This is a genomic window from Pantoea sp. Tr-811 (assembly GCF_011752535.1).
In the GTDB taxonomy this organism is placed as follows: Bacteria; Pseudomonadota; Gammaproteobacteria; order Pseudomonadales; family Pseudomonadaceae; genus Aquipseudomonas.
In genome coordinates, this window is record NZ_VWXJ01000006.1 from 75,194 (window position 1) to 89,457 (window position 14,264).

13 protein-coding genes are annotated in these 14,264 nt (G+C 65.4%); 8 read left to right on the forward strand and 5 right to left on the reverse strand.

The features are described 5' to 3' along the window. Positions 1-57 precede the first annotated feature (57 nt). Positions 58-2,199: a M60 family metallopeptidase gene (locus tag F3J44_RS11165; RefSeq protein WP_167272334.1), complete on the forward strand. Its 2,142-nt coding sequence runs from the start codon at positions 58-60 to the stop codon at positions 2,197-2,199. Between the two features lie 33 nt (positions 2,200-2,232). Beyond that, entirely contained in the window at positions 2,233-2,670 is a 438-nt protein-coding gene (locus F3J44_RS11170; protein WP_167272336.1) for a hypothetical protein, read from the forward strand. Positions 2,671-2,860: 190 nt separating this feature from the next. Here the strand turns inward: F3J44_RS11170 and F3J44_RS11175 are convergent, their stop codons facing one another. Genes F3J44_RS11175 through F3J44_RS11185 form a run of 3 tightly spaced genes read right to left on the reverse strand, consistent with a single transcriptional unit; the run spans position 2,861 to position 6,603 of the window. After that, positions 2,861-4,258: an aspartate ammonia-lyase gene (locus F3J44_RS11175; RefSeq protein ID WP_205299826.1), complete on the reverse strand. Its 1,398-nt coding sequence runs from the start codon at positions 4,256-4,258 to the stop codon at positions 2,861-2,863. After that, complete coding sequence (locus F3J44_RS11180) at positions 4,245-5,234, reverse strand: LysR family transcriptional regulator (RefSeq protein WP_167272342.1); 990 nt, start codon at positions 5,232-5,234, stop codon at positions 4,245-4,247. Before F3J44_RS11180 ends, F3J44_RS11175 begins: the two co-directional genes overlap by 14 nt. A gap of 16 nt (positions 5,235-5,250) precedes the next feature. Then, complete coding sequence (locus F3J44_RS11185) at positions 5,251-6,603, reverse strand: MFS transporter (RefSeq protein WP_167272345.1); 1,353 nt, start codon at positions 6,601-6,603, stop codon at positions 5,251-5,253. 440 nt (positions 6,604-7,043) lie between these two features. Here F3J44_RS11185 and F3J44_RS11190 point away from each other — a divergent pair, with 440 nt between their 5' ends. From F3J44_RS11190 to F3J44_RS11210, 5 genes are all read left to right on the forward strand, one after another. Then, on the forward strand, positions 7,044-7,361 hold the full coding sequence (locus F3J44_RS11190; RefSeq protein WP_167064960.1) for a DUF2388 domain-containing protein: 318 nt from the start codon (positions 7,044-7,046) through the stop codon (positions 7,359-7,361). Between the two features lie 124 nt (positions 7,362-7,485). After that, on the forward strand, positions 7,486-8,985 hold the full coding sequence (glcD, locus tag F3J44_RS11195; protein WP_167272348.1) for a glycolate oxidase subunit GlcD: 1,500 nt from the start codon (positions 7,486-7,488) through the stop codon (positions 8,983-8,985). Then, the gene (gene glcE / locus F3J44_RS11200) at positions 8,985-10,037 is read left to right on the forward strand and encodes a glycolate oxidase subunit GlcE (RefSeq protein WP_167272351.1); all 1,053 of its coding nucleotides are present in this window, start codon (positions 8,985-8,987) and stop codon (positions 10,035-10,037) included. Before glcD ends, glcE begins: the two co-directional genes overlap by 1 nt. 9 nt (positions 10,038-10,046) lie before the next feature. Then, positions 10,047-11,267 (forward strand): glycolate oxidase subunit GlcF, encoded by a 1,221-nt coding sequence (gene glcF / locus F3J44_RS11205; protein ID WP_167272354.1) that lies wholly within the window; start codon positions 10,047-10,049, stop codon positions 11,265-11,267. 252 nt (positions 11,268-11,519) lie between these two features. Continuing rightward, positions 11,520-12,746: an MFS transporter gene (locus F3J44_RS11210; protein WP_167272358.1), complete on the forward strand. Its 1,227-nt coding sequence runs from the start codon at positions 11,520-11,522 to the stop codon at positions 12,744-12,746. A 7-nt stretch (positions 12,747-12,753) separates the two neighbouring features. On the opposite strand, the gene F3J44_RS11215 is transcribed toward F3J44_RS11210, so the two are convergent. Further along, a complete protein-coding gene (locus F3J44_RS11215) occupies positions 12,754-13,275 on the reverse strand; it encodes a DUF3833 domain-containing protein (RefSeq protein ID WP_167272361.1) in 522 nt (173 codons plus the stop codon). Positions 13,276-13,278: 3 nt separating this feature from the next. Beyond that, positions 13,279-13,872: a chalcone isomerase family protein gene (locus F3J44_RS11220; protein WP_205299827.1), complete on the reverse strand. Its 594-nt coding sequence runs from the start codon at positions 13,870-13,872 to the stop codon at positions 13,279-13,281. 102 nt (positions 13,873-13,974) lie between these two features. Here F3J44_RS11220 and F3J44_RS11225 point away from each other — a divergent pair, with 102 nt between their 5' ends. Further along, the gene (locus F3J44_RS11225; protein WP_167064978.1) at positions 13,975-14,223 is read left to right on the forward strand and encodes a CsbD family protein; all 249 of its coding nucleotides are present in this window, start codon (positions 13,975-13,977) and stop codon (positions 14,221-14,223) included. Positions 14,224-14,264 lie beyond the last annotated feature (41 nt).

Here is a 14,264-nt window from a genome sequence, read left to right on the forward strand (position 1 = left end):
CGCTGCACACGTACCGTTCAATGGCCCTGAAGCACAGGCCAGCAGGGGTACGCGACAATGAAGCACAATACCAACAACCCAACGTGGTATCGGCTGCCGGCGCTAGCGGCGGCACTCCTGATACTCTTGGTTGCAGGCCCGCTCAAGGCCGCCACTGGCGATGAAACGTTCACGCCCCTGCGCAATTTGGCTGCCATCGAGCAGGGTGATGCAGACGCCTGCCTGCGCGCATCCCCCATCGACGACACGTTACACCTTGGGCCTTGCCCATCTGGCAAGGCTGACGACCCGCTTGCCGAATGGGCAGCACGTAGCGGCCCGCTTGGCGTGATGCTGGTCAATGCCTATCAAACGCCGGGAAACCCGCAGCGCTGCCTGTTCAACGTTGGGTGGCAAGCGAAGATGGCCGCCTGTGACGCCAGCCGGTCCGAATCCCACTGGACAGGCAGAGACCTGGTACCCGGTTACGGCCGCCTGCAGAATGCATACCCAACCGAGCAACGTTGCCTGCTCAACGACCACAGCGCCATTTCCCTCGCAAGCTGCCAAGCGCAAGCCCAAAACGCTGAACGATGGTCCACCGACGGCATGCCCCGTGACCCCGAATACCGGCAAGCCAATCCTGAGGCGTTTCCTCAACCTCGCGCCTTGCGCATCACTTCCTTGCCTTCAGCCACCCATGAGCGTGACCGTTTGAAGCAGAACATGCTCTGGTCCGATTGGCAGCCCCTGGGTTTTCACCTCAATGCCTACACCGGCCTGGAAGTGACAGTGACCGGTGACCCCCAGGGCGCAGTGCTGGAGATGGTGGTTGGCACACCCTCGCTGGTGTTGCCATGGCGGCACAATGAAGCGGAACAAGCCTTCATCACACAGAAGCTCCATCCAGGGAAGAACACCGTCATTTCACCTAAAAATGGCTTGCTCTCCGTACGCTTCGTCAAGGATACCTCGCCGGCGTCGGCCGTCGAGTTGACCCTTGGGCCACAAGCTGAGCCTATCCCGTTCTATCAGTTGGGCACGACCAACGACGCACAATGGCAGCACATGCTGCAAGCGTCGACCATTCCACTGGCCCAGCTGGTAAGCGACAAGGTGGTGCTTGTCGGCACGCTTGAAAGCGTGCGCAAGGCGAATGAAAACTACCCGTGGGCATTGCTCGACATTTATCAACAGGGCATCGATGCCCAGAACCGCAGCGCCGGGCTCAATGCCTGCACGCCACCCAACGATCCGAGTAGCCTACGCCCGCTCGTGGTCGAAACCAGACAAGGCGCCAACCCGTTCGCTAGCAATTACATCGCAGGGCTCCCGTACCCCGCAGATTATGCGTTCAACGCCGAAAATGTGCGGGGTAAATGGTCGATCTGGCACGAACTGGGGCACCAACGCCAGTCGCCAATCTGGACCTGGAATCCTGGGGTCTTGGGGGAAGTGACGGTGAACGTCTACACACTGGCAGCGCTTCGCCATTGGTTCGGTGACGACTTCCCCGTCCCCTTGGGCGGGCCAACGTCTGCGTACTGGGACAAGGTAGTGGTCTACCTGGCGGCAGCGGATGAGGACCGAGATTTCGAGAACCTGGAGAAAGTCGGAAGCGACATCACCGGTTCGATGTTCGAGCAGATGCGCCGGGCATTCGGTGATGGGTTCTACCCAAAACTGGAACAGGCCATTCGCCAGTACGCGGATCCGATCTCCCCTGGCCCACGCAAGCAACTGTTCCAGGTGGAGGCAAGCGGGGCCGCGAACGCCGACCTGTCAGACTATTTCATTCGCTGGGGCCTGCGCCCCGATGAGCAGACCCTGGCGGCGATCAAGGCGCTGGGCCTGAACAAACCTGAGGTCGACCCCACCACGGTCCCGGTGTTCAAGGGCAGTAACAAAGACCGGCTGCTGCGCCTGTGGGCATTCAGGTTGCCCAATGACAAGGTACACGTCGACGGATACGCGACACCTGTGGGCGCTCACATCCAGGTACACAGCCGAGACGATCAATGGCCCGAAATCGCCGGTGTCGACCCGCACCTGTACTTCAGCAACGATCACCTCGACGAATACTACCTGGCAGATGGCCAGCAACAGCTTGAAGCTCGGGTGAAGGGCACAACCGATACACTTGAACTTACGGTCGTGGACCGCCCGGCAGTCATGGAGATTTCCGCCATTCGTAAGCCTGACAACCAGATATGGGTCTAAGGAAGCGCCACGCCCCCTGGAGCCTACATCGAAGTGGGCAACCAGGACGGCTCCTGGCCAATTGTCGCCACTGTCGCGCGCGACGGCAGTTTTGGCAATGACCACCTTTCCAACCGTCACCTGGCCGATGGCAAAACCACCCTCACGGTGCGCATGGATTATCAAGACCGCAAGTTCACCGAACGCTACAGCGCCACGGTTTCGCAAATGCTTGAACTGCACGGCCAGTTGGTTGGGGAGGAGCGCTTGGTTGTAAGCGGTAAAGCGTCACCGCCAGGCGCAACAGTCGAGGCCCTTAACAGTGCAGGAAACTGGGTAGGTATTCAGTCGGTTGGGGCTGACGGTGGGTTCATCAATGAAAACCTCACAACGGCTTACCTGCGCGATGGCAAGGAAACCCTCGAAGTACGTTTGCGCCTCGCCGACTCGCGGGTGACTCAGTCGATGACGGTGATTGTTGCCAAACCTTGATCGACCTTGAAGGCACACAGCAGCCGCGCCGCAATGCCCTGTAGGAGCGGCGGTGCGGCGACCCGACTTGCCCCGCGAACACCGGCGCAGCCGGTGCCATACACCGCGTCGCCTGCTTCGCGGGACAAGCCCGCTCCTACAGAAATACCAGTTGAATCAGATAGTTAAGATTTGTTCCATAGGAGGGGGCTCAGCCGAACACCGGGTAAGACGCCTGCTCGATCGCCGCCATCGCCTCGGCCTCGCTCATCACCCCAGACTCGGCCAGGATCGCCAGCAACGAGCGCCCTTCGTTCACCGACTGGCGCGCCAGCTTGCTGACCTTGGCATAGCCCAGGCTTGGCACCAGCGCCGTGGCCACCGCCATCGAGCCGGTCAGGTGCGAAAGGTTGCGCCCGGCATCCGCTTCGATGCCCTGCACGCACTTCTCACGGAAACGCTGGATACCCTGGGTCAGCAAGGTGATGCTGTCGAATACCCGCGACGCCACCACCGGCTCGAAGTGGTTGATCTCAAGCTCGCCATACTGCACCGCCTGGGCCACCGCCGTGTCATTGCCGATCACCGCGAAGCTCAACTGGATCATCGCCATCGGCAACACCGGGTTGACCTTGCCGGGCATGATCGACGAACCGGCCTGGGCCTCTGGCAGCTGCAACTCGCCCAGCCCGCCCACCGGCCCCGAGGACAGCTTGGTGAGGTCGGCGGCGACCTTCGCCAGGGCCGCCGCGCAGGTGCGCAGCTCACCCGAAACGCGGCCGAACACGTCCATGTTCTGCATCGCATCGAAGGGGTTGGCCGGGGCCAGGTAGTCCACGCCACTCACCTGCGCCAGGTGCTGGTACACCGCTGCGCGGTAGGCTGCCGGGGCACCGAAGCCGGTGCCGATCGCCGTACCGCCCAAGGGCAGCGTGCGCAGCTTGTCGCGCACGGCCACCAGCTCATCCGCCAGGCGCTGGCTGAGCGAGGCGTAGCCGGAGAACAGCTGGCCCAGACGCATGGGCTGGGCGTCCTGCAGGCAGGTGCGGCCCAAGTGCAGGATGTCAGCGAACTGTGCGGCCTTGGCGTCGAACGCCTGCGCCAGTTGGCGCACCTGCTCGATCAAACCGCCCAGCAAGCGATAGGTGGCGATCTTCAGCGCCGCCGGATACACATCGTTGGTCGACTGGGAAATGTTCACGTGGTCATTGGGGTGCACCACCTCATAACTGCCGGCGGCGTGGCCCAGCACCTGCTGGGCACGGTTGGCGATCACCTCGTTGAAATTCATGTTGGTCGAGGTGCCGCCGGAGCCTTCGAGCAGGTCGACGATCAACGAGTCGTCGCATTCACCGGCCATCACCGACTGGCAGGCCAGGGCGATGGCTTCGGCCTGGGCCCCGGCAATCACGCCACAGTCGCGGTTGGCCAGGGCGGCAGCCCACTTGCACAGGGCGAAGGCATCGCGAAACGCCGGGTAGTGGGCCACGGTAAGCGGCGAAACACTCAGGTTGTCGAAGCCACGCACGCTGTTCACGCCGTACAGCTTGTCGGCCGCAATGCGCACCTCGCCTACATAATCCTGCTCAACGCGGTCAAAAGTACTCACGGGTATCTCCCTCATCCACATTCACTAGAGCCTCGACGCCTTTGCCCAGCGCCTTGAGCCGTGGCAGGAAGGAGTCGAGGATGACGGTTCGCGCCGCTTCGCAGGCATCGGCGAAGAAGGCGCTGTATTCATTGCGCCGGGCCACCAGGTACAGCGAGCGCTCAAGGCTCAGTTCAGGGGCCAGGTGGGCGGTGACGTTGTCCACCCAGGGCAAGGCCTGGAGGAAACACATCGGGCTGGTCACGGCCCAGCCGATACCCTCGGCGACCATCGCGGTCAGGGCGTCGGCGTTGTCCAGTTCCAGGCGGTTGGGCACCCGCACCCCCAGGCCACGCAGGTGCCGTTCGATCTGCAGGCCGACTTGCGAGGTGCGGTTGAAGCGCACCACCGGCAGCACATTGGCCAGGGCACGGACGTCGTCCAGGCTGGCCAGGGGCTTGCCCAGGGCGTTTGGCGTGATCACGAAGTAGCGTTCGGAAAACAGCCGGTAGCGGATCACGTCGTTGGCATCGAGCAGCGGGTCGCTGGTGACGATCAGGTCCAGGTCACGGCGCAGCAGCGACTCGCCCTGCTGCGGGCTGAGCCCGGTGCGCACCGACAGCTGCGCCACCTGGCCAAGCAACTGGCGGGTGAGCATCGAGCCACAGGTGGCGGCGAACGAGTCCACCAGGCCCAGGCGCAGGTCGGGCTTGACCCCGCGCCCGGCATCCAGCACCTGGGCCTTGAGGTTGGCCAGTTCCTCGCTGAGCAAGGCGCCGCGGTTGCGCAGCGCCAGGCCGAACGAGGTCAGCGTCAAGGGCCGGGTGGTGCGGTCGACCAGCACCACGCCCAGCTCGTCTTCCAGCTGGCGCACCAGTTGCGAGACCCCGGACTGGGAAATGCCCATGCGGTTGGCCGCGCCCGACATGCTGCCGGTTTCGGCCACGGCAATGAACACCTGCACGGCGTGCATGTCGATGGGGCGGGGGGTGGCCATGGGCAGTCTCCTGGTTTCAATGGGCGTTGAGCGAGCGCTTGCCAGGCTCAGCCTCGGCGCTATCGTCGGGGCTGACGGCGGCCAGCTGTTCCTGGCTGGTTTCCGGGGCGAACAGGTGGCAGAACACCCCGCCGAACACCAGCACACCCACGCACACACCCAACGCGGCGTGTACGCCCAGGTGCTGCACCGCCAGTGGCAGCAGGAAGGTGGCGAAGGCCGAGCCAAAGCGGCTGGCCGCCACTGCCAGGCCGATGCCCGAGGCGCGCAGGTGGGTTGGGAACAGTTCGCCGGGGTAGACGAATTCCAGGTTCACCGCCGCCGCCAGCACGCAGGCAAAAAAGCCGAAGGCCAGGATGGTCCCCAGCGCGCCGAAGCTGCCCCAGGCCAGCACCGCGAGGCCCACGGCGCTGAGGTAGAAGGTGCCGACCAGGAAGGCGCGGCGGGAAATGCGGTCGATGATCATCAGGCCGAGCAAGGCGCCGAACATCAGCAGCACGTTGTACACCAGGCCACCGACGAACTTGTCCTGCACGTTCAGCGCTTCCAGCACCCGCGGCGAGAAGGTGCCGAGGGCGAAGAACGGGATCACCTGGCAGGTGTAGAACACGCACCCCACCAAGGTATTGCGCCGCCAGCGCTTGCTCATCAGCTCGCCAAGGCTGCCGCGCTTGTGGGTCATGGGTGGGGTTGATGGCAAGGTCACGTGGGGGCCGAACTTGCTGCGCACGATGGCCAGGGCTTCAGCCGTGCGACCACGGGCCATCAGCCAGATCGGCGATTCCGGCACGCCCAGGCGCAGCGGCAGGATCAGCAGCGCCGGCAAGCCGCTCAGCGCCAGCATCAGGCGCCAGGCATCGGGGCCGATGTCGCGAATGGCGAAGCCCACCAGGTAGGCCGCCACGTAGCCCGCCGCCCAGGCCGCCGCCAATACGCTGAGCAGCCGCCCCCGATAGCGGCGCGGGGCGAATTCGGTGACCAGCGACTTGCTCACCACGTAGTCGAACCCCAGCACCAGGCCCAACAGCAGGCGCAGGGCCAGCAGCTGTTCGGCAGAGCTTACGAAGAACTGCGAGGCTGAGATCACCGCGAACAGCAGCATGTCCCAGGCAAAGATGGTGCGCCGGCCATAGCGGTCGGCCAATGGCCCTGCGAACAGGCTGCCAAGGAACAGGCCGGCCAATGACGCCGCGCCGAGCAAGCCCATCCACAGGGCATTCAATTGCAGCGGCCCTGCCGCCATGCTGACCGCGATGCCAATGATCCCTAGCACGAATCCGTCACTGAATTGACCGCCGGTGCCACTGAAAACCGTCCGGATATGGAAGCGGCTCAGGGGGAGGTCTTCGAACGAAACTGGGCTACTCATTCGTGTCTCCACTTGCTTCTTGTAGTAGTTGTGGGCCGGCCTGGGTGGCCGGTTACGAACGAGTCTACGGCGCAAGCATCAGCAAAACAGCAGGTGCCGATGGAGTATCAGAATGCTTGATACTAGCTGCCGGGAATGGTGATGCAGGGTGCGTTGGTCATCCTCATGCTGGCGCCACCCCGGTAGGAGCGAGCGCAGCTCGCGATGGGGCGCGCAGCGGCCCCAGGATTCCAGCTTCGCGGCTTTGAACGCCGGGGCTGCTGTGCAGCCCATCGCGAGCTGCGCTCGCTCCTACGGGGGGATTGCGTGCTGGGGCGACGGTTGTATCGCAGCGCAGCGTCTATGCTTTAAGGCAGCCGATGGAACTACCCGCACAGTGGCGCTTTCTTAAGCACTGAGTGGTTAATTTCCTTGTGCTTCACGCTACTGGAGAACACGACATGCGCCACCTACTGATCGCCCCTGCGCTGCTGCTTCTGCTGCCTGCCGGTGCTGCGCTGGCCCGCGTCGATGCGGGCGACGTCGCCACCTCGGCCGGTGTTTCCGCTTCGTTGTATTCGACCTTCAAAGACGATAAACGCATCATTCCCGCCCGTGACGAGCTGTCTGCCTTCGTCGCCAGCAACGGTGCGATTCGTGGCGCCTACGTCGAGTCGGCGCTGGAGCAGGTCCGCAAGGACCACCCTGGCCTGCAGGCCAGTGACGAAGAACTGGCTCAGGCCATCCTGTCCCAGGAAGACCCGCTGGCCCAGCATTGATTGGTTGACGGCAGGACCGGCCTCTTTGCGGGGCAAGCCCGCTCCTACACAAAGGTGCTGTGGGGGCGGGTGTGCCCGGCGAAAGGGCGGCGACTAATAAGAACAATGCCGCCGAGTGAGCTAGATGAACATTCTTTACGACGAACGCATCGATGGAACGCTGCCCGACGTCGACCGCCCTGCCCTGCTGCAGGCGTTGCGCGAAACGCTGCCGGACCTTGAAATCCTCCACCGCCCAGAAGACCTCAAACCCTACGAATGCGACGGGCTGTCCGCCTACCGCACGGTGCCGCTGCTGGTGGTGCTGCCCGAGCGCCTGGAACAGGTGCAGGCCTTGCTCAAGCTCTGCCACCAGCGCGGCGTGCCAGTGGTGGCCCGGGGCGCCGGCACCGGGCTGTCGGGCGGTGCACTGCCCCTGGCCAAGGGCATCCTGCTGGTAATGGCGCGCTTCAAACGCATTCTTGAAGTGAACCCGCAGGGCCGCTTCGCCCGGGTGCAGCCGGGGGTGCGCAACCTGGCGATTTCCCAGGCCGCCGCGCCCTACGGCCTGTACTACGCCCCAGACCCTTCCTCGCAAATCGCCTGCTCCATCGGCGGCAACGTGGCGGAAAACGCAGGCGGCGTGCATTGCCTGAAATACGGGCTGACCGTGCACAACCTGCTCAAGGTGGAAATCCTGACCATCGAAGGCGAGCGCATGACGCTGGGCAGCGACGCCCTGGACAGCCCTGGCTTCGACCTGTTGGCGCTGTTCACCGGCTCCGAAGGCATGCTCGGCATCGTCACCGAGGTGACCGTCAAGCTGCTGCCCAAGCCCCAGGTCACGCGGGTGCTGCTGGCCAGTTTCGACAGCGTCGAGGACGCCGGCCGGGCGGTGGCCGAGATCATCGCCGCCGGCATCATTCCCGGTGGCCTGGAGATGATGGACAACCTGGCGATTCGCGCCGCCGAGGATTTCATCCACGCCGGCTACCCGGTGGACGCGGCGGCGATCCTGCTGTGCGAGCTCGATGGCGTGGAGGCCGATGTGCAGGATGACTGCCAACGGGTCGCCGCCGTGTTGGCGCAAGCCGGGGCGCGCGAGGTACGCCTGGCCTGCGACGAAGCCGAACGGGCGCGGTTCTGGGCCGGACGCAAGAACGCCTTCCCGGCGGTGGGGCGCATTTCCCCCGACTACTACTGCATGGACGGCACCATTCCCCGCCGCGAGTTGCCCAGGGTGCTCAGGGGTATCAGCACGCTGTCCGAGGAATACGGCCTGCGCGTGGCCAACGTGTTCCATGCCGGTGACGGCAACATGCACCCGTTGATCCTGTTCGATGCCAACCTGCCCGGTGAGCTGGAACGTGCCGAGGCCATCGGTGGCCGCATCCTGGAGCTGTGCGTGGCGGTGGGCGGCAGTATCACCGGCGAGCACGGCGTGGGGCGCGAGAAGATCAACCAGATGTGCGCCCAGTTCAACAGCGATGAAATCACCCTGTTCCACGCGGTGAAGGCCGCGTTCGACCCAAAGGGCCTGCTCAACCCCGGCAAGAACATTCCCACCCTGCACCGCTGCGCCGAGTTCGGTGCCCTGCACGTGCACCACGGGCAACTGCCCTTTGCTGAGCTGGAGCGTTTCTGATGAGCATGGACCGCGACATGAGCCAGGCCCTGCTGGAGCAGGTGAACCAGGCACTGCAGCAGAACACGCCGCTGCGTCTTCAGGGGGGCAACAGCAAGGCCCTACTCGGCGGGCCGGTGGCCGGCGAGCTTCTCGACACCCGCAGCCATCGCGGCATCCTTAGCTACGACCCCACCGAGCTGGTGCTCACCGCCCGCGCCGGTACCCCGCTGCAAGACATCGAGGCGGCGCTGCACGAGGCCGGGCAGATGCTGCCCTGCGAACCACCGCACCTGGGCAGCGCAGCCACCGTCGGCGGCATGGTCGCCGCCGGGCTGTCCGGGCCGCGCCGGCCGTGGGCCGGGTCGGTGCGCGACTACGTGCTGGGCACCCGGGTCATCACCGGGCACGGCAAGCTGCTGCGCTTTGGCGGCGAGGTGATGAAGAACGTCGCCGGCTACGACCTGTCGCGGTTGATGGCCGGCAGCTTCGGCTGCCTGGGGCTGCTCACCGAGGTGTCGCTGAAGGTGCTGCCACGCCCACGCCAGTGCCTGAGCCTGTGCTTGCCGATGGCGCGCCATCAGGCGCTGCAAGCGTTGGCCGAATGGGGCCAGCAGCCGCTGCCGATCAGCGCCGCCTGCCACGACGGCGAAGCGCTTTACCTGCGCCTGGAAGGCGGCGAAGGCTCGGTGCAGTCGGCCCGCCAGCGCCTGGGCGGCGAAGTGCTCGACAACCGGTTCTGGAGCGACCTGCGTGAACAGCGCCTGCCCTTCTTCAGCGGGCCGGCAGCGTTGTGGCGGCTGTCGGTGCCCAGCGCCAGCGGCGAGCTCGACCTGCCCGGGCAGCAATGGGTCGACTGGGGAGGCGCGCAGCGCTGGCTCAAGTCTGATGCGCCCGCCCAGGCCATTCATGCGCTGGCGGCCAGTGTCGGCGGCCACGCCATCGGCTATGGCGCGGGGGCTGAAGGCAGCGCGCCGTTACCGGCTACGCTGCTGCGCTACCACCGCGCGCTCAAGCAGCAACTCGACCCCCAGGGGGTGTTCAACCCTGGCCGCCTGTACCCGCAACTGTAGGGCCACGCCATGCAAACCACCTTGAGTGAAAGCGCCAAGCACCTGGCCCGCGGCGAAGAGGCCGAACGCATCCTGCGCAGTTGCGTGCACTGCGGTTTCTGCACCGCCACTTGCCCCACCTACCAGTTGCTCGGCGATGAGCTGGACGGGCCACGCGGGCGTATCTACCTGATCAAGCAGGTGCTCGAAGGCGCACCGGTCAGCGCCAGCACGCAGCTGCACCTGGACCGCTGCCTGACATGCCGCAACTGCGAAACCACCTGCCCGTCCGGGGTGAAGTACCACGACCTGCTGGACATCGGCCGCGCCGTGGTCGAACAGCAGGTGCCCCGCCCGCTCGGCCAGCGCCTGTTGCGCCATGGCTTGCGCGCGGTGGTGCCGCACCCTGCGCTGTTCAAGGCGCTGACCCGCACCGGGCAAATGCTGCGCCCGCTGCTGCCGGCCAGCCTGCAAGGCAAGTTGCCGGCGCGGATCGCAGCGCCTGGGCAGCGCCCGGCGGTGCGCCATGCCCGGCGCATCCTGCTGCTCGAAGGCTGCGTGCAGGCGGCGCTGTCGCCCAACACCAACGCCGCCACTGCGCGCCTGCTCGACCGCCTGGGCATCAGCGTGGCGCCTGCACCTGAAGCCGGCTGTTGCGGCGCGGTGGACTACCACCTCAATGCCCAGGAACAGGGCCTGGAACGCGCCCGGCGCGCGATCGACGCCTGGTGGCCGGCCATCGAGGCTGGCGCCGAAGCCATCGTGCAGACCGCCAGCGGTTGTGGCGCCTTTGTGCGTGACTATGGCCACCTGCTGGCGCGCGACCCACTTTACGCGGCCAAGGCGGCCAGGGTCAGTGCGTTGTCACGCGACCTGGTCGAGGTGCTGCGTGACGAACCGCTCGAACAGCTGGGCCTGTGCGCCGAACAGCGCCTGGCCTTCCACTGCCCGTGTACGCTGCAGCACGCGCTCAAGCTCGGCGGCCAGGTGGAAAGCCTGCTGGCCCGGCTGGGCTTCACCCTGACCCCGGTGCCCGACGGCCACCTGTGCTGCGGCTCGGCCGGCACCTATTCGCTGACCCAGCCTGAACTGTCGCAGCAATTGCGCGACAACCGCCTGAATGCGCTGGAAAGCGGCAAGCCCCAGCTCATCGCCACGGCCAATATCGGCTGCCAGATGCACCTGGACGGCGCCGGGCGCACACCGGTGCGGCACTGGGTCGAGATTGTCGAAGCGGCCCTCAATGCCTGATTTCGCGGTTCTTTTGTAGGAGCGGGCTTGCCCCGCGAAGCATGCACCGCGGTGCATGGCACGGGCTTCGCCCGTGTTCGCGGGGCAAGCCCGCTCCTACACAAGGGGTGCGGGGGTTTTATCAATCGCGCTGATGATTACTATCGAACGACCCGCCTGTCGACTTCGCGGCAGCGACTTTTATAATCGCCTGCAATTTCTCCCCGCTCCCCTCGCCTGCTACAGGCGCCATCCCCTTTGGAACCCTTGACCATGCCAAGCGCCAGCCCGGCCCCTAGCGGCCTTCCCGCCCCCAATGAACGCAGCCTGCTCCAGCAATGGCTGGCGATCCTGTCCGTTGCCGTGGGCGCCTTCGCCCTGGTGACCAGCGAATTTCTGCCCGTCGGCGTGCTCAACGACGTCGCCAGCGACCTGGGCATCAGTGCCGGCCACGCCGGTTTGATGGTCACCCTGCCCGGCATCATGGCCGCCCTCGCCGCGCCGTTGCTGTCGGTGGGCATCGGCGCCATGGACCGCCGCTACCTGCTGGTGGGCCTGACGCTGATCATGATTCTCGCCAACGCCGTGGTGGCCTATGCCAGCGACTTCAACCTGCTGTTGCTCGGCCGCGTGCTGCTGGGCATCAGCATCGGCGGCTTCTGGGCCACCGCCATCGCCCTGAGCGGCCGCCTGGCGCCCAAGGGCGTGGGCGTGGCCCAGGCGACGTCGATCATCATGGTCGGCGTGACCCTGGCCACCGTGCTCGGCGTGCCGGTCGGCACCTGGTTGAGCAACCTGATGGGCTGGCGCATGACCTTCCTGGTCACCGCCCTGGTAGGCGTGCCGGTGCTGCTGGCACAACTGTTCCTGCTGCCGCGGCTGGACCCGGACAAAGCCATCCGCGTGCGTGACCTGCCGGCGCTGTTCATCAACCCGCAAGCGCGGGTTGGCCTGATCGCCGTGCTGCTGATTGGCCTGGCGCACTTTGCCGCCTACACCTACGTTGCGCCGTTCTTCAAGGAACGCTCCGGCTTCGATGGGCCGACCATCGGTTCGTTGCTGCTGCTCTACGGCATCGCCGGTGTCGCCGGCAACCTGTTCGCCGGTTTCGCCGCCAACCGCAGCGTGCGCCACACCCTGATGCTGGTTGCCCTGCTGATCGCCACCAGCACCGCGCTGTTCCCCTACTTCGCCACCGGCATGACCGGCGCGGCCATGCTGATCGGCTTGTGGGGCTTCGCCTTCGGCGCCTTCCCGGCCTGCTCCAGCATCTGGATGTTCGTGGTGGCACCGAAGGATGTGGAACGCGGCATGCCACTGTTCGTGGCGATGTTCCAGGTAATCATTGCCCTGGGCTCGTTCTTCGGCGGGCGCATCGTCGACCAGATGGGCAGCTCGGTGCTGCTGAGCCTGGCCACGGCGCTGGTGGGCTGTGGCTTCGTCACCGTGCTGGTGCTGGGGCGCAACGTCAGCAACCGCCTGGCGGTGCAGCCGGGCTGATGCCGGCCTAGGGCATGCGGCGGAAGAACAGGGTGATTTGCCCAACTTCCACGCCCAGCTTGCTCATGCGCGTGCGGTTGATCAGGGTGTCCTCGTCCATCAGGTACATCCAGTCGTCCATGTCCATGGCCCAGTGCCGGCCATCGACCGGCAAATCCAGCCGGTAGCGCCAGCGCAGGGCGTTACCGGCCACTTCCCCCTCGGCCTCGCCCAGTACATCGCCGGCGGTTCCGCGCCAGCGGCCCGGGCCGTTGGGGGTGAGTGTCCAGATGCGCTGTTGGCGGGTGCCGTCGCTGTAGACGAAGCGCTCGTCGAGAATCAGCCGCTCACCTTCACGGCGGCTGTCGATGCGCACCGTAAAGCGCTTGACCACCTCCCCCGAACGTTTCTGGAACATGCCCCAGGCCTGCACCGGCTGGGAGAAGAACGCTACCAGGTCCAGGCGCGGCTGCTCCTGGGCGTAGTGCTCCACGCCAACCTTGCAACTGCCCAACAGCAGGCAGGCAATCAACAGCAGTGGCTTGTACATGGGTCAGCCTCCTCGTTCGCGCCCGGCAGCGCCGAGCAACTGCTCGCGCAACTGGCCATCGCGGGCGCGGGCGTCCAGCCAGATGGCGAAGAACGCCCGGGCGAAGGCCGGGTCGTGCACTTCCAGGCGCAGCTGGTCATCGACATAGAAACGGCAGCCCTGGCCCGGTAGGTACAGGCCGGTGATGCGCATGCCTGGGCGTACATCGACGAAGGCTGCAGCCATGGCCGACGTCCAGCGCTCGCGGGTGTCGGCGGCCAGCGGGGCGTTGGCCAGGCGTTGTATTTCATCGATGCTGGCCTGCACCAGGGTGTTCCTCGACAGCGACCGGTGGTAGCTCAGCTCCAGGGCAAAGGGCGTATCCCAGTTCCACGTGGCCCCGCTACGCCACAGCCGGGCGGTATACAGGCGCAGGCCAAACCAGCTGAAATCACCGCTGCCCGCCAGCTGCGCGGCGGGCAGTGCCGAGCGCCAGCTCGCCGGTGCTGCCTGGGCCGGGGCCATGAGCGTGGCCACCGCGAGCAGGCTGATGAACAGGGTTCTGATGGCCACAGGCGCGTTACCGGCAACGGAATAGTTGTACAAGAATAGTTTCACGTACAGGTTCCTGCAGGGTTTGCTTGGAACTTATCCAGACGTGCAGCTCCCTAACCTTGTGCGACAAGCCCATGGCTACCTAAAAGGAAGGTTCGATCAATCATGAAGCGTGAACAAATCGAAGGCGTTGCAGAGAAAGTGGCGGGCAAGGCGCAGAGTGCGGCCGGCCAATGGCTGGACGATCCGCAGCTGGAAGCTGAGGGTGATGCGCGGCAGGTGTCGGGGCAGATCACCAAAAGCTACGGTGATGCGCTGGATAACGTGTCGGCGTTCGTCAGGGAAAAACCGCTGACGTCGCTGGCGGTGGCCGCCGGGTTGACGCTGCTGGTCAGCCGCTTGCTGCGGCGCTGACTGCAAAAGCATCGCGAGCTGCGCTCGCTCCTACCAAGGTT